The sequence below is a fragment of the Dickeya sp. CFBP 2040 genome (genome assembly GCF_012273755.1).
Classification (GTDB): domain Bacteria; phylum Pseudomonadota; class Gammaproteobacteria; order Enterobacterales; family Enterobacteriaceae; genus Dickeya; species Dickeya poaceiphila.
Genome location: NZ_JAAVXH010000070.1, coordinates 1 through 19,734 on the forward strand (window position 1 = coordinate 1; position 19,734 = coordinate 19,734).

Annotated in this window: 16 protein-coding genes; 9 read left to right on the forward strand and 7 right to left on the reverse strand. The window is 53.0% G+C overall.

Annotated features, from left to right (window positions below):
• Both Dpoa2040_RS08530 and Dpoa2040_RS08535 read right to left on the reverse strand, forming a co-directional pair.
• Window positions 1–657, reverse strand: a 657-nt coding sequence (locus Dpoa2040_RS08530; protein WP_371810602.1) for a Tar ligand binding domain-containing protein, incomplete at its 3' end; no start/stop codon positions are given.
• Window positions 658–1,320: 663 nt separating this feature from the next.
• Window positions 1,321–2,949, reverse strand: coding sequence for a methyl-accepting chemotaxis protein (locus Dpoa2040_RS08535; protein ID WP_168641005.1), 1,629 nt, complete (start codon window positions 2,947–2,949; stop codon window positions 1,321–1,323).
• Between the two features lie 616 nt (window positions 2,950–3,565).
• Here Dpoa2040_RS08535 and Dpoa2040_RS08540 point away from each other — a divergent pair.
• From Dpoa2040_RS08540 to Dpoa2040_RS08555, 4 genes are all read left to right on the forward strand, one after another.
• Window positions 3,566–4,429: a LysR family transcriptional regulator gene (locus Dpoa2040_RS08540; RefSeq protein ID WP_168640982.1), complete on the forward strand. Its 864-nt coding sequence runs from the start codon at window positions 3,566–3,568 to the stop codon at window positions 4,427–4,429.
• A 114-nt stretch (window positions 4,430–4,543) separates the two neighbouring features.
• Window positions 4,544–5,665 (forward strand): S-(hydroxymethyl)glutathione dehydrogenase/class III alcohol dehydrogenase, encoded by a 1,122-nt coding sequence (locus Dpoa2040_RS08545; protein WP_168640983.1) that lies wholly within the window; start codon window positions 4,544–4,546, stop codon window positions 5,663–5,665.
• Window positions 5,666–5,684: 19 nt separating this feature from the next.
• The gene (fghA, locus tag Dpoa2040_RS08550) at window positions 5,685–6,530 is read left to right on the forward strand and encodes an S-formylglutathione hydrolase (RefSeq protein ID WP_168640984.1); all 846 of its coding nucleotides are present in this window, start codon (window positions 5,685–5,687) and stop codon (window positions 6,528–6,530) included.
• Window positions 6,531–6,856: 326 nt separating this feature from the next.
• The gene (locus tag Dpoa2040_RS08555; RefSeq protein WP_042873877.1) at window positions 6,857–7,069 is read left to right on the forward strand and encodes a KTSC domain-containing protein; all 213 of its coding nucleotides are present in this window, start codon (window positions 6,857–6,859) and stop codon (window positions 7,067–7,069) included.
• Window positions 7,070–7,139: 70 nt separating this feature from the next.
• On the opposite strand, the gene Dpoa2040_RS08560 is transcribed toward Dpoa2040_RS08555, so the two are convergent.
• A complete protein-coding gene (locus tag Dpoa2040_RS08560) occupies window positions 7,140–8,228 on the reverse strand; it encodes an oxidoreductase (protein WP_168640985.1) in 1,089 nt (362 codons plus the stop codon).
• Window positions 8,229–8,475: 247 nt separating this feature from the next.
• On the opposite strand from Dpoa2040_RS08560, the gene Dpoa2040_RS08565 reads away from it, so the two are divergent.
• From Dpoa2040_RS08565 to Dpoa2040_RS08575, 3 genes are all read left to right on the forward strand, one after another.
• On the forward strand, window positions 8,476–9,987 hold the full coding sequence (locus Dpoa2040_RS08565; protein WP_168640986.1) for a sugar ABC transporter ATP-binding protein: 1,512 nt from the start codon (window positions 8,476–8,478) through the stop codon (window positions 9,985–9,987).
• On the forward strand, window positions 9,984–10,991 hold the full coding sequence (locus Dpoa2040_RS08570) for an ABC transporter permease (protein ID WP_168640987.1): 1,008 nt from the start codon (window positions 9,984–9,986) through the stop codon (window positions 10,989–10,991). The genes Dpoa2040_RS08565 and Dpoa2040_RS08570 overlap by 4 nt, the downstream gene beginning before the upstream one ends.
• A gap of 194 nt (window positions 10,992–11,185) precedes the next feature.
• Window positions 11,186–12,373 (forward strand): sugar transporter, encoded by a 1,188-nt coding sequence (locus Dpoa2040_RS08575; RefSeq protein ID WP_168640988.1) that lies wholly within the window; start codon window positions 11,186–11,188, stop codon window positions 12,371–12,373.
• A 110-nt stretch (window positions 12,374–12,483) separates the two neighbouring features.
• On the opposite strand, the gene Dpoa2040_RS08580 is transcribed toward Dpoa2040_RS08575, so the two are convergent.
• Both Dpoa2040_RS08580 and yieE read right to left on the reverse strand, forming a co-directional pair.
• The gene (locus tag Dpoa2040_RS08580; protein WP_042870139.1) at window positions 12,484–13,959 is read right to left on the reverse strand and encodes an amino acid permease; all 1,476 of its coding nucleotides are present in this window, start codon (window positions 13,957–13,959) and stop codon (window positions 12,484–12,486) included.
• Between the two features lie 163 nt (window positions 13,960–14,122).
• Window positions 14,123–15,001, reverse strand: coding sequence for a DNA-binding transcriptional regulator YeiE (gene yieE, locus Dpoa2040_RS08585; RefSeq protein WP_042870136.1), 879 nt, complete (start codon window positions 14,999–15,001; stop codon window positions 14,123–14,125).
• A gap of 106 nt (window positions 15,002–15,107) precedes the next feature.
• Between yieE and Dpoa2040_RS08590 the strand changes: the two genes are divergently transcribed.
• Both Dpoa2040_RS08590 and nfo read left to right on the forward strand, forming a co-directional pair.
• Window positions 15,108–16,199: a YeiH family protein gene (locus Dpoa2040_RS08590; RefSeq protein ID WP_168641006.1), complete on the forward strand. Its 1,092-nt coding sequence runs from the start codon at window positions 15,108–15,110 to the stop codon at window positions 16,197–16,199.
• Window positions 16,200–16,277: 78 nt separating this feature from the next.
• Window positions 16,278–17,138 (forward strand): deoxyribonuclease IV, encoded by an 861-nt coding sequence (gene nfo, locus Dpoa2040_RS08595; protein WP_168640989.1) that lies wholly within the window; start codon window positions 16,278–16,280, stop codon window positions 17,136–17,138.
• Between the two features lie 65 nt (window positions 17,139–17,203).
• On the opposite strand, the gene Dpoa2040_RS08600 is transcribed toward nfo, so the two are convergent.
• Together Dpoa2040_RS08600 and fruA are read right to left on the reverse strand one after the other, a co-directional pair.
• The gene (locus Dpoa2040_RS08600) at window positions 17,204–17,914 is read right to left on the reverse strand and encodes a hypothetical protein (protein ID WP_042870132.1); all 711 of its coding nucleotides are present in this window, start codon (window positions 17,912–17,914) and stop codon (window positions 17,204–17,206) included.
• A 120-nt stretch (window positions 17,915–18,034) separates the two neighbouring features.
• Window positions 18,035–19,732, reverse strand: coding sequence for a PTS fructose transporter subunit IIBC (gene fruA / locus Dpoa2040_RS08605; protein WP_042870130.1), 1,698 nt, complete (start codon window positions 19,730–19,732; stop codon window positions 18,035–18,037).
• Window positions 19,733–19,734 lie beyond the last annotated feature (2 nt).

Genomic DNA, 19,734 nt, shown 5'->3' on the forward strand with positions numbered 1-19,734 from the left:
CGGCGTCACCAGATAAGCGACCATATAGCGATCACTCAAGAACAGTATGGCAATCCCAATCAACAATGCAGCCAGCAAGATATTTCTACTCAAGGTGATGTAATATTCTACATTCACAATGGTATTGTCGGACTGGATAGCCGCAGCATATTTTTCCGTCAATTCGCCGAACTCCACACTCATCGACGGATATTGTTTCAGGAAAAGTTGCTTAAACGCATCCATTCTCCCTTCTTTTAGCGCTGCCATCATCGGTTCTACCGCATTACCGAGAATCTGTTCCCATGATGAAATCAGTTGCCGAATCAGCTCATCGTTGACACCGACCTGGCGGCTCTGACTGAATTGTGCCAATGCTTCTTTGGCATTTTTAAGCGCTTCTGCCGCAGAGCCGAGCGTTTTTTGCGCATTGTCCATGTCACCCTGCTGTATAAATTCAGGTATACGCGACATGCGTGTTACTGCACGGGAATATTGATCATTACCACGGACCAGAATGGAATAACTTTTTTTCTGAACCTGATTATCACTTAATAAGCCACTGACATTACCCAGCGAATACAAAGTAAACGAGGAAGCAATACCCCATACCATGGTAAATAGCGCAAGGATAATTAACATCATTCTTCTGACAGTAATATTTCTCAAGAAGGTCACAGCAGGCTCCGAATTATTTTTGCGTGATGAGCACGTATGGGGTTATGGTCACCTGCGTTAGCGATTACCGAATGCAATTAAAAGTATTGTTCAGCACTGCTTATTTATATTAGCATCGTGACAAAATAATCCCTGGTCAAACCGGTAAAGACGGCGTTGAAATTAGCAACCTCATCTATCTTTTTGGTATAAAATATGTCCAATTAAGCGAGTAAAAACCCAGTGCAATTTGTCCATTTTATTGTTCGAAAAAATTCGAACTCCTGACAATTTTCAATTTAAAGATTACATTGCAAAAATTAAGCGAGCCTTAATTTTATTAATTACCAGCATTGAGAATCACTATCTTCAACAGAACGTTGTGCTTTCTCCTTCATATCATTGGTAATTTTCATTTCATAGACCATGCTGATTGTTGCTATTGGTATTTCCGTTCAATTGCAGGTTAAGAACCTCTCACAATAGACGTAATTGGTACAACACGTTTTGACACAAGCAACAGTAAAAAGCACAGAAATAATAAATAACAAAAATAGTGAGTTAGCCAGTACCAGCCAGAAAAAACCACCTGTATAAAATACAGGTGGTGGGTATTACGATGATGTGGTCAGAGAAACAGCCATCGTGTTCACGATAAACCTCTGACCATGAGTAAGAAGCCGCTCAGCGCAATGACGGCGAAACTAATGCCAATCGTGACACAGGCGGTATACCGCTGGTGGAATAGTAGCGGTTCTCATCTTCCGACAGATTGAATACGGTGACAGCATCCGCCAACTGCTGAGCCTGGAGTTCCAACGATGCCGCCGCCGATGCCGCTTCCTCTACCAGTGATGCATTCTGCTGTGTCACGCTGTCCATTTCCGTTACTGCCTGCCCTACCTGCATAATGCCGCGCTTTTGTTCTTCCGATGCCGAAGCAATATCACGGAGCAACTCATCCACTCCCATGATGCCATTAATGATGTCGCCCATTGCCGAACTGGCTTGCGTCAATTGTACAGAGCCTGCTGCCACGCGCTGAACAGAATCACTGATCAACGCGCTGATATCTTTGGCGGCCTGAGCGCTGCGTTGGGCCAGATTACGTACTTCGCCTGCTACGACGGCAAAACCGCGACCGGCTTCACCTGCTCGCGCCGCCTCCACCGCCGCATTCAACGCCAGGATATTGGTCTGGAACGCAATACCATTAATCAAAGTAATAATGTCGTTGATCTGGCGAGAGCTGTTGGAAATTCCAGCCATCATCTCTTCCAGTGCCTTCCCAACTTCACCACCGGCAACAGCCCGCTTGGTAGCATCCTGCGCCAACTGGCTGGCTTGTTTCAGGTTATCCGCATTATGGATAACAGTAGCACTCAGTTGCTCCATACTGGCAGCCGTCTGTTGTAGCGCCGCGGCCTGCTCCTCAGTGCGGCTGGCCAGATCATCATTGCCGCTTTTAATCTCGCTGGCACCAACATGCAACGCCGCCGAGTTATCACGAATAACACTCACGGTATCGCGCAAATTGCTTTGCATTTGGCGAATGTAAGGAATCAGTTGCCCGACACAGTTACGGCCAAACTCCTGCAAATTCACACCAAGGCGCCCTTCCGTTAAGGCGCTCAGATGACGTTTGATATCCCCTACCGGTTTAACCAGATAGTTGACCAGATAACGATCGCACAGCAATAACATCACTATCCCAAAAATCAACGCAGCACTCAGCACATCTCGGCTGATCGAGGCCAGATGGTTGGCTTTCGTTAATGAGTCATCAATCTGTATCGTCTCACCATACTGGGCCACATTGTTGCCAAACGCCTGCGCCAATGCGGGATAAATATCCAGATAATAATGCTGGTATTCGTCAAAACGACCAGCGCGGCTGGCATTCAACATTGGAACTAATGCCTGGGAAATGGCTTTATCCCAGGAGTCAGCAATTTGCCCTGCCTGCGTAGCGTTAATACCTTCATGACTGGAGGCACGGAAGGTTGCCAACAATGCACGGGTTATATCGAGATTGTTCTGCACTTTTTGCAGCAGTACCTGAACCTGATCGGTATCTCCCCGTTGTTTAAATAGCGTACTGCGATTAATCAGCGCAATTGACTGGGTAAAAGCTTCACGGCCATTGGCTAAAATAGTGTAATTTTTTTTCTCAATTTGATTGGTATTCAATAATGACTCCACCTTATTTAAAGACACAATGGTGGTAATCGCACTACCTCCCCAGATTAAGGTAAATCCGGTGAGTATGATTAAAAGCATGGCTCTGATGGTGATATTGTTTAAAATTCGTATCATGATGTCCAGATAAGCTAATTTGATTGGAATAATGATTCATCCACAGCGCGAAAAACGCGATGGCGCCGAAGTGAATAAGGTGTTAACCCTAAATAATTCGTACACAGGTAAATTGCGACAGAGAGGAACTCCAGGCACTTATAACAGGTAAGTGACCGGGCCAAGCAACACAGCCACCACACCTGTAACCTGAAGCAATTAAGGGTATTACGGGTAAATGATCAGTCAGTTATGACTGTCAATGTCATCCGTACATATGTCATACAAAAAGAGTATAGGCTCCATGCCAAAACCCGAATCCCAACTTTATCGCTACTCAGCAATAAAAAAAAGCCATACTATTAAAATGTAGCTAATTAAAATGTCACAAAAAATAAAAAAACGGCGATACACACTCAGCGTTGATACCCCAAACCCACTGAGTGACATAAATATGACAATCAATTACGTTATTGAAAATAAATAAATCTCTGAGAATTTATTCAGGTTAAGTGGGCTGGAGTTGCCAGACACCAACGAACTGACAAACAACCCGATTGCCAGTGTCAGACACAACCGTTACACTCAATATAAATAAACAAATTAAGTAAAGTTATTCACAAAAAGAGAATACATGGATCTGACCCAACTGCGTATGTTCTGTCTGGTGGCGGAAACCGGCTCACTGGTACGCGCCGCCGCCCAGCTTGGCCATGTCCCCTCCAACCTGACTACCCGGTTACGCCAGTTGGAGCAGGAACTAGGCACCGATCTATTTATCCGTGAGCGCCAACGGGTTCGCCTTTCACCGGCAGGCCATAATTTTTTGTGTTATGCCCAACGGATTCTGGCGTTGAGCGATGAAGCGCTGGCAATGGCGCAGACCAGTGAACCTGCCGGTCTGTTCGCGCTAGGTGCGGTAGAAAGCCTGCTGATCACAGAATTGCCTGAACTGCTGGCCCTGTACCACCGCCGCTATCCGAAGGTTCAATTATCACTGCGCAGCGACACCTGCGGCGCGCTGCTGGACGCGGTTAACGCCGGCGAACTGGCAACGGCGCTGGTTACCGGCCCGGTGACGCATGACGCCATCAATAGCTGTCAGGTTTTTTCACAACAGTTGGCGCTAATTACCGCGGCAGGCCTGCCACCGGTTTCCCAGGCGGCACAGGTGCGACATCTGCCGCTGCTGACTTTTGCCGCCGGCTGCGGCTACCGTCAGCGACTGGAGAGCTGGTTTCGCGGGCAAGGTATCACACCTGTCGCTATAGTCGACATGCCATCGTATAGCGCTCTGCTGGCAGGCGTGGCAGGCGGCAACGGCGTGGCGATGGTCCCGAACAGCGTACTGAAGACGTTGCCAGCCGCACAGCAGGTCCAGCCCCATCAACTCCCAACTGATATTGCATCGGTGACGACCTGGCTTATCTGGCGGCGGGACGCGTTTGGCCCAAACGTCGAGGCGCTGAAGAAACTGATGATTGAACTCGGCGCCTGATCGCATGTCGTGCCGGCATTCAACGTCAATGCCGCATTCTCTCTGGCTGCCTCTGGGGTATTCCCGCGGTTGCACTCATCTGAACTAGCACTACTCTAAATAAGGAGTTTCACCATGCAAATGATCAAAACCCGTGCCGCTGTCGCCTGGGGTCCCAATCAACCGTTGTCGATTGAAGAAGTAGACCTGATGCCGCCGCAAAAAGGCGAAGTTCTGGTGCACATCCTCGCCAGTGGTGTCTGCCATACCGATGCCTACACCTTATCCGGCAAAGATCCGGAAGGCGTTTTCCCGGTCATCCTCGGCCATGAAGGCGCCGGCATCGTAGAAGCCGTGGGAGAAGGCGTAACCAGCGTTGCTGTCGGCGATCACGTCATTCCGCTGTATACCCCGGAGTGCGGAGAGTGCAAATTCTGCCGTTCGGGTAAAACCAACCTGTGTCAGGCTATCCGCGCTACCCAGGGCAAGGGTCTGATGCCGGATGGTACCCATCGCTTCTTTAAAGACGGTAAACCGATTTTCCACTATATGGGTACGTCTACGTTTGCAGAGCGCACTGTTGTGGCGGAAATCTCTCTGGCGAAAATCAGCAAAGATGCCCCGCTGGAAGAAGTGTGTCTGCTGGGTTGCGGCGTCACTACCGGCATGGGGGCAGTGACCAATACCGCCAAGGTGAAAGCAGGCGACACCGTGGCGGTGTTTGGTCTGGGCGGTATTGGCCTGTCCGCGATTATCGGCGCGAAAATGGCTGGCGCAGGTCGCATCATCGGCATCGATATCAATACCAGCAAGTTTGAGCTGGCCCGGAAACTTGGCGCTACCGATCTCATTAATCCGAAAGATTATGCTAAGCCGATTCAGGAAGTGATCGTTGACATGACCGATGGCGGCGTGGATTTCTCTTTTGAATGTATCGGTAATGTCAATGTGATGCGTTCCGCGCTGGAGTGTTGTCACAAAGGCTGGGGCGAGTCGGTCATTATCGGCGTGGCAGGCGCAGGCGAAGAGATCGCCACCCGTCCGTTCCAACTGGTAACAGGGCGCGTATGGCGTGGTTCTGCCTTTGGCGGCGTTAAAGGCCGCAGCCAACTGCCAGGGATCGTGCAGCGTTATCTGGACGGTGAATTCCAGCTCAGCGACTTCATCACTCACACCATGCCGCTTGAGCAGATCAATCAGGCATTTGATCTGATGCACGAAGGCAAATCAATTCGTTCCGTGGTTCATTTCAATTGATGACAGGAATCTGCACACCATGACGACGTCATTGGAATTACTGGAAGAACACAGATTGTTCGGCGGCTGGCAACGACGCTATCGCCATGCCTCCACCGCACTGAATTGCGACATGACGTTCAGCGTGTTTTATCCTCCCCTCAACGGGGAGGAGCCTGCGCCGGTGTTGTACTGGTTGTCGGGCCTGACCTGCAATGATGAGAACTTTACCCTTAAATCCGGCGCGCAGCGGGTAGCGGCGGAACTGGGGCTGGCACTGGTGATGCCGGATACCAGTCCGCGCGGCGATGAAATTCCGGATGATGCGCAGTACGATCTGGGCAAAGGCGCAGGCTTTTATGTCAACGCTACCCAATCGCCCTGGGACCGTCACTTTCGCATGTTCGACTATATCAGCGACGAATTGCCCGCACTGGTGCGCCAACACGTCAGCGCCAGTGATCGCCTTTGCATCAGTGGGCATTCAATGGGCGGACACGGCGCGCTGATGCTGGCACTACGCCACCCAGGCCGGTTTCGCTCGGTGTCTGCCTTCGCGCCTATCGTCAACCCGACGCAGGTGCCCTGGGGGCAGAAGGCGTTCAGTGCCTATCTAGGGGATGACCAACAACAATGGTTGCAGTATGACAGTTGCCACCTGCTCACTCACAGTAACGCACCGCTGCCGACACTGATCGATCAGGGCGACGGCGACAACTTTCTGCATATCCAGCTTCAGCCAGACCAGCTAAAAACTGCCGCACGTGTCCGGGAATGGCCACTGACGCTACGTATTCAGCCGGGATACGACCACAGCTATTACTTCATCGCCAGTTTTATTGAAGATCATCTGCGTTTTCATTCAAAGCACTTGCATGAAAACTAAGCGAAGTTGTTTAATAATGTGATAAAACTGCACGACGGGATGGTTCAAAACGAGCTATCCCGGATTGTGGCGTGCGATGTTAACAGTGAAATCATCACCAAAATGGGAATCTCTCCTGCTGGACCACGACTAGCCGAAAGATAGATTTCTGTAACCGTAATATCATCTGCCGATGTGCAGGTTAGACAGAAAAATGGTGAGGTTTTTTTCGTTTTTTCGTTGTTTTACTAACGATTTTTTCGACCTTTGGGATCGATATTGACCAAAAAACACCCGTCGCGTAACATAATCGTTACATAGCCACCATGAACAGGGAGCAATTTGTTTTGCAACGCAAACGTGTATCTTCCACTGAGCTGTTTTCTGTCGGTTATGATTCGGAAAACAGCATACTAGAAATAGAATTACTGAACGGCAGCCTGTATCAGTACAAAAACGTGGCGCGGATGATTTATGAAGAGCTGATGGAGTCCAACGCCAAGGCGCGTTATTACGCACGTTACATCAGGAATTCCTTTCCCTATGACAAGTTGCAGTAACACCGCCCTACGCAGTCACACTACCCAACGTATAAATAACGGGGCGGTTTAACAACGCCCCATTATTTTCTTACTCGCTCGCCAGCTCTACTAACCGAAACGCCGCCAGCAGCGATTCTTCGTCCAACGTACCGGGTAAATAATGGATAGATTCCCCCGGCTGCAAGGTACGAGCGATTACCGCCTGCAATGCGGCTTCATCGGCAATATTCACATCCAGTTCCGCTAGCGACACCGGCAACCCGAACACCCGAAACGCCGCTTTCAACTGACTCAGCATCTCGGTTTGCCCCAACAGCGCACATTGCACCAGAATGCCGTATGCCACTTTGGTGCCATGTAGAAAATGTGCTGTTTGTGGCAACACCGTCAAACCGTTGTGTACCGCATGTGCCGCAGCAACACGGGTATAGCGCTCGCCCAACCCACCCACCATGCCGCCGCCGGCAATAATCGCGTCGACGACATCCAGAAAATCCCGATTCAGCGTGCCGGTGTGCGCCGCCTTCAGTGCAGATTCACTTTGACGCAATAGCACGTCACGACTATCCTGCGCCGTTTGCAAACCCAGCCGCACGGTCAGTGGCAATCTCTCCGGCTGCGGGCTTAACACCATGGCTTCGTACCATTTTGCCAGCGTATCGCCAATGCCCGCCAACAGGTACTCTACCGGGGCAGCCAGCAGAATGCGCGGTTCCACCAACACCAGATGGTTCGCGTCATGGAAAATCTCGAACCGCAACGCCTGCCCGGCATCGTTGTACCAGACAGAAAGCGGCGTCCAGGCAGCACAGGTCGCAGCAATGGTCGGTATCGCCACCAGTGGCAGACCAAGACGACGTGCCACCACTTTCGCGGTATCCAATACCGCCCCCCCACCCACGCCAATCACCACGGTACGATCATCTCCGGCCACTGCCGCCAGTCGTGCAATTTCAGTTTCACTACAGTGGGCAGAAAAGCTGGCCGACCGGGCCGCCGGTGCGGCAAAGGCATCTGGCAAATAAGGGCGCGCCGCCGTCAGAGCACGTTCACCATGAATCCAGAACGCACGCGTCAGCACCTCGTCTGGATAAAACTCGCTCAGTTTTTCAATTGCCCCGGTGAAAGAAAAATAATTGGCCGGTCCCACCTGGACCCGGATATCAGTTGAACTCATTACGGATACATTCCTGTCTGAAGGATAATGATTGGTTTAGAACCCGGTATGGAAAAATCATATTAAAAAACATAGTTAGCGATAACTGACTCCAGTCTTAATAACGTTTTTGCTTAAGTTATGCTTTTTCATTTCGTTTCCAGTGCATTCGGAAACCCGTTCAGGCATTCCATTCTGTGATTAATATGCTATTTTTCAACATCGACTTCTTGTCATTGTCGCTGTTAAGAACACATTGTCGTCAATTATGTCCATAAACCTGCGTTCGCGTCTGGAAATGCGCTACATTTCCATCTCTTTTGCCGGCTTCCCGGCCCTCAGGCAGGTGAATTTCACGCTGGAAGGCGGTTCCATCCATGCATTGACCGGAGCCAACGGTGCGGGAAAATCCACACTGATGGCAATTCTTTCTGGTTCTTATGATCATTACAGTGGATATATCCTGCTCGATGGTGAAAAAGTCGCAATTCATTCGCCCCGCGATGCCAAACGCCATGGTATTCACCTGGTGCAGCAAGAAGTGGATGCTGCGCTGGTGCCTACGCTGTCGGTCGCGGAAAACATCATGCTGGATCAGTTAGCGGAAAGCGGCCATATCCTCAACTGGCCTGCGCTCTATCAACAGGCCCAGGCGCTGCTGGCACAGTTGGGCGTCAGCATCAATGTTCGCCAACGACTGGCGCAGTGCACGCTGGCGGAAAAACAGCAAATTCTGCTGGCGCGTGCGCTTTCTCACCGCTGCCGGTTCCTGATTCTTGACGAACCCACCGCCCCGCTTGACCAGGAGGAAAGTGCCCGGTTATTTGCGGTGGTTCGTCGCCTGCAACAGGACGGTATCGGCATCGTCTTCATTTCGCACCGCATCCACGAACTGAAAGCCATCTGCGATACGCTGACCGTACTGCGCGATGGCCAATTCGTCAGCAGCGGCCCCATGCAAGGACTAAGCGGCGGAGAAATTGTTGAGCGGATGCTGGGTCACCGGCTGGATGATATTTTTCCGCCGCGTCGTCCCCAACACGATGACAGTATGCTGTTGCAGGTAGAAGGCCTGCACGACGATACGTTGCTGCACAATATTTCGCTGCGGCTACATAAAGGCGAAATTCTTGGCATCGCCGGTCTTGCCGGCGCGGGCAAGACCGAGCTGTGCAAAGCGCTATTTGGCGCGACCCGCAGCCGGGTTGATTCCGGGCGCTATCAGGGGCGGCCATGGCGACCGACTTCGCCAGCCGATGCGGTACAACAGGGCATCGCGCTAGTACCGGAAGAACGGCGTAAAGAAGGCATCTTTATTGACGAATCCGTCACCATGAATCTCAGCATCAGCGATAGCGACAGCTTTTCTCGTTACGGCGTTTTCGGACATGGTCAAGCGCTGGCCTGGGCGCACTCCCTGATACGGCGCCTGACTATCCGCACTAGTGGGCCGCAGCAGCAGCTACGGCGACTGTCTGGCGGCAATCAGCAAAAAGTGGCAATCGGCAAATGGCTGCGTAGCGACACGCAAGTATTGATTTTGGATGAACCCACCAAAGGTGTGGACATTAAAGCCAGACAAGATCTATTCGCCTTGATTGATTCACTGGCGCGTCAGGGTAAAGGCGTGATTTACGCCTCCGGCGAGTTCTCCGAACTAGTGGGACTGTGCGACCGCATCTGCGTACTGTGGGACGGACGCATCGTCGCCGAGCTGAATGGTGCCGATGCCGACGAAGAGACGTTGTTACTTTATTCAACCGGAGGAACTCCCGCGTGAGTCAGCCAATTGCATCCAACAGCGCCCCTCACGGGGCGATCCCCTTTCATCATCGCCTGTTTGACCTGTTTTATAAGTGGGGAATGCTGATTACCGTTGTCGCGCTAATCGCCTTGTTCGGTATAGCGTCGGACAACTTTCTGGAACCGAACAACATCATCAACATTCTGCGTTCCATCGCTATTGTCACGGTGATCGCCATAGCGGTTTCCATCTCGCTGTCGGTAGGCGGGTTCGACCTGTCGGTAGGCTCAACCGCCTCGCTGGCTAACGCACTGGTGATTTCACTGTTCGTCTGGCACGGCCTGGGCACCACCAGCGCTATTGTTGTGACGCTGGCGCTGAGCCTGCTGGTCGGGCTATTTAACGCCTTTCTGATCGTGGTACTGCGTATTCCTGACATGCTGGCAACACTGGCCAGCCTGTTTGTGATTCAGGGCGTCGCCATGACCTACAGCTATGGCGGCTCCATCACACAGAACATGTTGCTGCCGAACGGCGACATAGCGGAAGGCGTGATTCCCGATATGTTCGCCTCGCTGGGACAGGTGCCGGTGATTGTGGTGATCATGCTGGTGGTCACGGTACTGGTGCAGCTTTATATGTCGCTCACCAAGCACGGTCGGCGCATGTACGCGATTGGCGGCAATCAGGAAGCGGCAAGACTGGCCGGTATCCGTACCGCACGTTACCGCGTGCTGGCCTATTTGCTTTCGGCGCTGCTGGCTGCGCTGGGCGGCATCCTGCTGGCATCCCGCATCGGCTCTTCGCAGGTCAATGCCGGCAGCGGATACCTGATGGACGCGGTGGCTGCCGCCTATATTGGCTTTTCACTGGCTGGTTCAGGCAAGCCCAACGCGCTGGGAACATTGGTCGGCGCGGTCATTCTCGGCGTGCTGCAAAACGGGTTGGTGATGCTGTCCGTGCCTTACTACGCCATGGATATCATCAAAGGCTTGGTGCTGGCGCTGGCGCTGGCTATGACTTACTTTCAAAAACGCTAACCTTCCTAAAACCCGTCGGTATCTACCGGCGGGTGCTTCCATCGGCTTCCTGTCCGCTACGACATGAAAGCATCGACGATAAAAACTTCGGATATAAAAAATCTCGCTCACAAGTGTGATCTACATCGCATTGTCATTATCTATTGACTACAATAAGTTGTTCAAAATTGGTTATACCCGACTGGAATCTGATCATGAAATCCGCTTCCCCCTCACGTTCCACCGCCTGGTTACGCGTGGTTACGCTGGCTGTAGCCGCGTTTATTTTCAATACCACGGAGTTTATTCCGGTAGGACTGCTGAGCGACATTGCCAACAGCTTTGCGATGAAAACCGAAGATGTTGGCCTGATGATTACGATTTATGCCTGGATAGTAGCAGTAGCTTCGCTTATCTGCATGTTGCTGACCAATGGGATTGAGCGCCGAAAGTTGCTGATTGGGTTGTTCAGCCTGTTTGTCATCAGCCATATACTCTCTGCCGCCGCCTGGAACTTTACCGTACTGGTCATTTCCCGTGCCGGAGTAGCACTGGCACACTCGGTATTCTGGTCGATTACCGCCTCGCTGGCGATTCGTATGGCACCGCCCGGCAAACGTGCGCAGGCACTGGGATTAATCGCCACCGGATCATCACTGGCCATGGTGCTGGGGTTGCCGCTGGGGCGGATCATTGGTCAGTACCTTGGCTGGCGCGTGACCTTCATGACCATCGCTGCCGGCGCCACACTGGCCATGATCCTGCTGGCGCGCCTGTTGCCCTTGTTGCCAAGCGAACACGCTGGGTCACTGTCCAGCGTGCCGAAATTGTTCCGTCGTCCGGCGCTGGTCGGCATCTACCTGCTGACCGTGATAGTGGTGACAGCGCATTTCACCGCCTACAGCTATATTGAACCCTTTATCCAGACGGTGGCCAGACTGCCAGAAAATTTCACTACCCTGATTCTGCTGTTGTTCGGTTGTGCCGGTATTGTGGGCAGCATGGTTTACAGCCGCTACAGCGAGCGCTTCCCCCTCGCGTTTCTGGTCACCGCCATGTTGCTGTTGCTGAGCTGTCTGATACTGTTGATGCCGCTGTCCAGCTATCCGTTCGGCCTGACACTGCTGTGTCTGGTGTGGGGGCTGGCGATGATGGCGATTGGGCTGGCGATGCAGGCCAAAGTGTTGTCGCTGGCGCCCGATGCCAGCGATGTTGCAATGTCGATTTTCTCCGGATTGTTCAATCTCGGCATCGGCGGCGGCGCACTACTGGGCAATCAGGTTAGCTTGCATTTAGGGATGGATAAAATCGGTTATGTCGGCGCACCGCTGGTACTGGCAGCGCTGCTCACCATGCTGCTCACCATCTACCGCAACGTACGACTGGTGCACTCACGTATTTGAATTGCCTCTCTTTGGCTTAATACGCACTGATACTTAATACGTGCTGATAAAAACACCCCATAAAAAAAGCCAGCCGGTAAACCCGACTGGCTTTTTTGTTTACGAAACGGTTACTGGTGATGTTCCGGGAAAGTCATCTCGCTGTATTTTACCATGCGCGAGCCTTTCACCAGCCGGTAGCCCAGCCAGATAGCCAGAAACAGCGGAATGCCAACGTAAGTTGCCGTCACCGCATACCAGTCAATCTTATCCGCCAAAAACGCCTGATAGTTCTGACCCAGCGTAATAATCAGACACAGCACAAAAGCAAAGATCGGTCCCAGCGGGAAGAAACCGGAACGGTACGGCAAGGCGTTCAGGTCATGCCCCTGTATGACGTAACCACGGCGGAAACGGTAGTGGCTGATAGCGATCCCCAACCAGGCGATAAACCCGGTCATTCCGGAAGTATTCAGCAGCCACATATACACCGTCTGGTTGCCGAACATTGATGACAGAAAGCACAGACCCGCTACTACCGTGGTGGCATACAATGCGTTACGCGGCACCCCACCTTTAGACAAGGTGCCAAAACAAGCTGGTGCCTTGCCTTCCTGTGCCAGCGTAAACAACATACGGGTGGACGCGTACATACCGGAATTCCCTGCTGACAGCACAGCAGTCAGGATGACCGCATTCATCACCGCTGCCGCCGACAACAAACCGGCGTTTTCGAACACCAGCGTGAACGGACTAACGCTGATGTCTTTCACATCATTACGCAGCAGGTTCGGGTCGGTATAAGGGACTAACAGACTGATGATAAGAATGGCAAAGATATAAAACAGCAAAATACGCCAAAATACCTGACGCACCGCACGTGGAATGTTGGTCTGCGGGTCTTTTGATTCCCCTGCCGCCACACCAATCAGTTCGGTGCCCTGAAACGAGAAGCCGACAATCATCGCCACACCGATCATAGCGGAGAAACCACCAGCGAACGGGGCATCGCCAATCTGCCAGTTATGCCAGCCCGCATGTTCGCCGCCGCGCAGAATACCGATAATCATCAGCACCCCAACGGCAATAAACAGAATTACGGTGGTCACCTTAATCAACGAAAACCAGTACTCCGCTTCGCCAAACCCTTTAACCGAAATGTAGTTCAGCAAAAACATCAGCGACAGAAACAGCGCACTCCATACCCAGCCGGGTACGGATGGGAACCAGTATCCCATTACCAGTTGCGCCGCCACCAGATCAACCGCAATAGTCACCGCCCAGTTGTACCAGTAGTTCCAGCCCAACGCGAAGCCAAACCCTTCCTCCACGTAGCGCGCACCATAAGTGGAAAACGAGCCGGATACCGGCATGAATGCCGCCAGCTCACCGAGGCTGGTCATCAGAAAATAGACCATCAGGCCAATCAGCGCATACGACAGCAGTGCGCCGCCTGGCCCTGCCTGCGACACCGTCGCGCCAGAGGCGACAAACAACCCGGTGCCGATCGAACCGCCAATGGCGATCATTGTCAAATGCCGCGCTTTCAACTCACGGCGCAGTGTGGTTCCCCGCTGTTCGGCGAGGTCAGTGTTGTGTTGAACCATTACAATCCATGCCCTTGAAAATTTGAGGGCGGATTGTAGGCAATCCGCTACCTGCTGAATAGCGTACAGCGCGGATTATAAGAGACCTTCATAACTCACACTGAATCATAAGAAATTCCTCTGAGAGGAGACCACACGCGTTGCACTGATGTTGCCGGCCTGTTTAGATGAGTCCATCACTCTGGCAATACCCCAGAAAACATTGCAGTACGCCGGATAAATGTTTCTGACGATGATGTACCAGATACAGCGTACGGCTCAGTTGCGGCAAAGGAACCGGCAACTCCACCAATACGCCGGTGGCGAGCTGTTCGGCAATGACGTGCCGTGACAGACAACTGATACCGATGCCATGCCGCACCGCGTGCTTAATCGCCTCCGAGTTGCCCAGTTCCATCACCAGCCGGAAATGCGGTAAACGTGCCAGCAACAGATGATCCAATACTTCACGCGTACCGGAGCCATGTTCACGCAAAATCCAGGGCGCATCCGCCAGCATTGGCAACGTAAAATCATGGTCAATCAGCGGATTACCCGGCGCGCAAAACACCACCAGTTCATCTTCCCGCCACGGCTGAGTAATCAGATCGGGATGGTGGCACGGGCCTTCAATCAGCCCCAAATCAACCCGAAATTCGGAAACGGCATTCACCACATCCTGCGTATTGCCCACATACAGTTCCAGTGGAATAGACGGGAAATCCTGACGGTAGCGGGCAATCATCTCTGGCATCAGGTAATTACCAATAGTGCTGCTGGCATAAATACGCAGCGCACCGTTATCACGCCGGAATAACTGCTCGATTTCTACCGATTGCTCCAGCAAGGCCAGCGCCTTGGGATACAACAGACGTCCATGTTCATTGACCACCAGTCGTTTACCGACGCGGTCAAACAGCTGTACCCCTAATTGGCTTTCAAGATCGGCCAATGCGGCGCTGACGGCCGATTGTGACAACGACAGCACCACCGATGCCTGAGTCGTTGAACCGCTTTTCAGCACTTCGGTAAACACTTCCAGTTGACGTAACGTAATATGCATAGGGGCTCTTATCGTAAATATCTATAGGTTATAAATATATAATCAATTTCTATTTTAAGCGTACTGATCATAGGCTGTGCCCTCAACCTCACGATTCAAATCAGGTCTGGCTATGTTTTTATTTTTTCCCAGGGTGCAACGGCTTTTCTCTTTATCCAGCTTATTCAACGCAGGCTACCTGCTGACCGGCATTATCCTGACCGGCCTGCTGACTCAGGGCGCATTACGGCTATCCGCTATGCCGATGATCGCAGGATTGGGGCTAGGCTCCCTGACGCTGGCGATACTGGTGGGCATGGTGCTGGGTAATACCGTTTATTCACACCTGCAACCCTGGTGTGATGCCGGTGTTCAATGGTCCCGGCATTACCTGCTGCGCTGGGGCATCATCCTGTACGGCTTCAAACTTAGCTTTCAGCAACTCACCACCATCGGGGCTGCCGGTCTGGTGATAGACCTGCTGACACTCACCTCCACCCTGCTGCTCGCCTATTGGCTGGGGCGGCGCTGGTTCCAACTGGACGGACATACCGCTTTGCTGATTGGCGCAGGCAGCAGTATTTGCGGCGCGGCAGCAGTACTGGCCACCGCCCCGGTACTGAAAAGTACCGCCGATAAAGTCGCGGTCGCGGTATCCACCGTCGTCCTGTTTGGTACCACCGCCATGTTTCTTTACCCATGGATGTACCAACATTTTATCCAGTATAGCGGCTGGTTATTTACCCCGCAGACTTTCGGCGTCTATCTTGGATCAACCGTGCATGAAGTGGCTCAGGTAGTCGCCGCTGGTCATGCCATCAGCCCGGTCACCGAAAATACCGCAGTCATCGGTAAGATGCTGCGAGTCATGATGCTGGCACCATTTCTGTTTCTACTCGGCCTGTGGCTAAAGCAGCGTCAGCCGGCGCAACAGTCTGTCACAAGCGCCAGCGCGGGTTACCCGTGGTTTGCGCTGGGCTTTGTCATGGTGTGTGGGATCAACTCGCTGGACTGGTTACCGGCAGGTTGGGTCGCCATGCTGACACAACTCGACAACGTGCTGTTGACCATGGCGATGGTAGCTCTGGGGCTGGCGACACGGCTGAACACGCTACGACAGGCAGGAATCAAGCCATTGCTGCTGGCGGCGATTCTGTTTATCTGGCTGGTAGCAGGCGGCGCGGCGATTAATCTGGCAGTACAGCATCTTTTCGCCTGATTTTCGCCTGAAAGAAACAAGGCTACAGTTGGCTATGCGGTAATGTCATAATGCGCAGGCATGAAAAAGGAGAAAAGTATGAAGTATGTCGGAGCCCACGTCAGTGCCTCAGGCGGCGTGGATCAGGCGGCAGCCCGCGCCCATGAGATTGGCGCCACGGCATTTGCGCTGTTTACCAAAAATCAGCGTCAGTGGCAGGCCCCGCCGTTAACGGCGGATATCATTGATCGTTTTCAGGCCGCCTGTGCGCAATATCAATTCACACCGGCGCAGATACTGCCGCACGATAGTTACCTGATCAATCTGGGGCATCCGGACGATGATGCCTTACAAAAATCCCAGACGGCATTTATCGATGAGATGTCGCGTTGCCAGCAACTGGGGCTGACGTTGCTGAATTTCCATCCCGGCAGTCATTTGCGCCAGATAGACGAAAGCACCTGCCTGAGCCGCATCGCCCAGTCTATCAATCTGGCGCTGGACGCAACCAACGGCGTGACCGCGGTGATCGAAAATACAGCTGGTCAGGGCAGCAATCTGGGGTTTCGCTTTGAACATCTGGCGGAAATCATCAGTCAGGTAGAAGACAAAAGCCGGGTCGGCGTCTGCATCGATACCTGCCATGCATTCGCCGGCGGCTATGATCTACGCACTGACGCCGACTGCGAACACACCTTTGCTGAACTGGAACGCATCGTCGGTTTTCGCTATTTGCGCGGTATGCACCTGAATGACGCTAAAAGCGAGTTCAACAGTCGGGTAGACCGTCATCACAGTTTGGGCGAGGGTAACATCGGCAAAACCGTGTTCAGCTATATCATGCGCGACCCACGCTTTGACGGCATTCCGCTGATTCTGGAAACCATCAACCCGGATATCTGGGCGCAGGAAATCGCCTGGCTGAAGTCACAGCAGCCGTTGCCTGCCAGCGGTGCCTGAATCCATGTTGCGGTCAGCGTCTGGCCGCCTATTCATCCACAACGACCTATTCACCTCATCCGCAACTACGCGACCTCTTCTCGTCGTAATTGCGCCGCCCGCTGAAATATCTTGTCTGATACCGTGCGTGGCTTGTGGCCTTGTCCGCTGGGCTGAACCACACACTGAAAGGCATCGCGCAGTGGCATCGGCTTGCCATGCGTATCGCGCCCAATCGCGTATTTATCGTGGAAGGGAGAAATCGCCAGCGCCAGATTCTCAACGATAGTCTCTCTCTCTGCGAAGGCGCTCTTTTTTAGCGACAGCATCTGATTGATGATCGCGCAGTCGAGCAAGGTCCCCGTCAGCCATTCGGTTTCTGAGGCATATCCGGCACACCACCGCAAGTGATTACCACTGGTGAAGGTTTCCATTAGATCAGTATGAGCACCCACAAAACAGGCGCCAAGTAGCAGACCGGTAATATTGAAATGATGGGATAATTCCCCTACCGGCAACAGCACATCACGAATATGCGTACCGCCTAGTTTTTTCCCCTGACCGTGCGCTGCGACATAAATAATGATGTTTTTGAACGGGATTTTGCACAAACAATGTAATGCGGTGCGAAAACTCTTCTTATCGTAGAAATTCGCGTAATACACCTCGGTATCACCGGCAGCTTTGGCAATGCCTTCCATGAACGGCACCACGGATGAACGATTGGCATCGTGCTCGTCCAGCTCCCAGGGTGACTCCAGCACCAAAATTCCACGACTGGCATTATGACGCGGCATAAGGTTCTCCTTCTGTTCCCCTATAGCAAGGCAAAATCATACCGCGATTAGCCGGTGCAGCGGAAAAAACGTAAAAAACGCCGGTCACAGGACCGGCGTTTCAGACGGCTGACAGCCCTATCAGGCTTTAACCAGTTGCTCTTCCGGACGTTTCAGCACAGCGTACAGCACGCCAGCCACTACCGTACCCGCCACGATGGAGAGCAGGTAACCCAACACCGGCGTAATCGCACCCGGAATCAGCAGCACGAACAGGCCGCCGTGCGGCGCCATCAGTTTCGCGCCAATCGCCATGGAGATTGCACCGGTCAGCGCGCCCCCCAGGATACAGCACGGTAGCACACGCATCGGGTCACGGGCAGCGTAAGGAATGGCCCCTTCGGAGATGAAGCACAGCCCCAGCACTACCGCAGCCTTGCCACCTTCGCGCTCGCTGGCAGTGAATTTCTTAGCGGCAATAAAGGTTGCCAGACCCATCGCCAGCGGAGGCACCATACCGGAAGCCATTACGGCGGCCATTGGCGCATACACCTGGCTACTCAGCAGCGTGGTACCGAACACATAGGCCACTTTGTTTACCGGGCCACCCATATCGGTACACATCATACCGCCCAGAATAGCGCCCAAAATGACCGCATTAGCCGTACCCATGGACTGCAGCCAGCCCGTCAGGCCAGTCAGAATTTTCGCAACCGGCGTACCGACGACATAAATCATGATGAGACCGGTAATCAGCGTAGCGAATAGCGGAATAATCAAGATCGGTTTTAACGCCGACATGCTCTGCGGTAATGTCACGTGGTTGCTGATAGCGCGTGCCAGATACCCCGCCAGGAACCCGGCGATGATACCGCCAAGGAAACCCGCACCGGTGCTGACAGCCAGCATCCCACCGACTAAGCCCGGCGTCAGGCCCGGACGGTCAGCAATCGAGAATGCGATATAACCGGCCAGTACCGGCACCATCAGGGCAAACGCCGAACCGCCGCCGATCTTCATCAGCGCCGCCGCCAGCGTTCCTTCTTCCTTGAACGCGGTAATCCCGAACACGAAGGACAGAGCAATACACAGACCACCCGCCACCACCATCGGCAGCATATACGACACACCAGTCAGCAGGTGACGATACGGACCTGCGCCGCCTTTTTTGGCGGACTCGCCGCCAGCCGACGCACCGCTCTGAGCGGATGGCTGGAACACCACCGCTTCAGACAACGCTTTATCAAACTCTTGCGCCGTCTTCTTCAGTGCCAGACCGGTAGACGTACGATACATTTTTTTACCAGCGAACTTGCTAAGGTCAACTTCGATATCCGCCGCCACGATCACCAGATCCGCCTGCTCAACTTCTTCCGGGCTTATCGGGTTTCCAGCACCCACGGAACCGCGGGTTTCCACTTTCACCCACCAGCCACGTTTTTTCGCTTCACTTTCAATTGCTTCAGCCGCCATAAAGGTGTGAGCCACACCGGTTGGACAGGCCGTCACCGCCACAATGCGTTTGGCAGCAGTCGGAGCCGCTGCGCTTGCAGTTGCGGTAGCAGCAGGCGCCTGATACGGCTGCGCTTGCGCCTTCGCTTGTTCCAGGAACTGAGCGGGCTGACTCAATGCCAGCTCCACATCTCCGGCAAACACTTTCTTGCCATTCAGACCGCTGTCTGCCTGTACGGGAGAGCCCAGCACAATGGCCAGTTCCGCATCGGCAAGTTGCTCGGTGAGGGTAAGCCCTGCGTTAGCGGCGGCCGCACCGAGCAAATTTTTCACCAGACGGCTTTTCGCCAGTCCCAGTGATTTATCAAGTATCAGCAGCGTTTTCATTG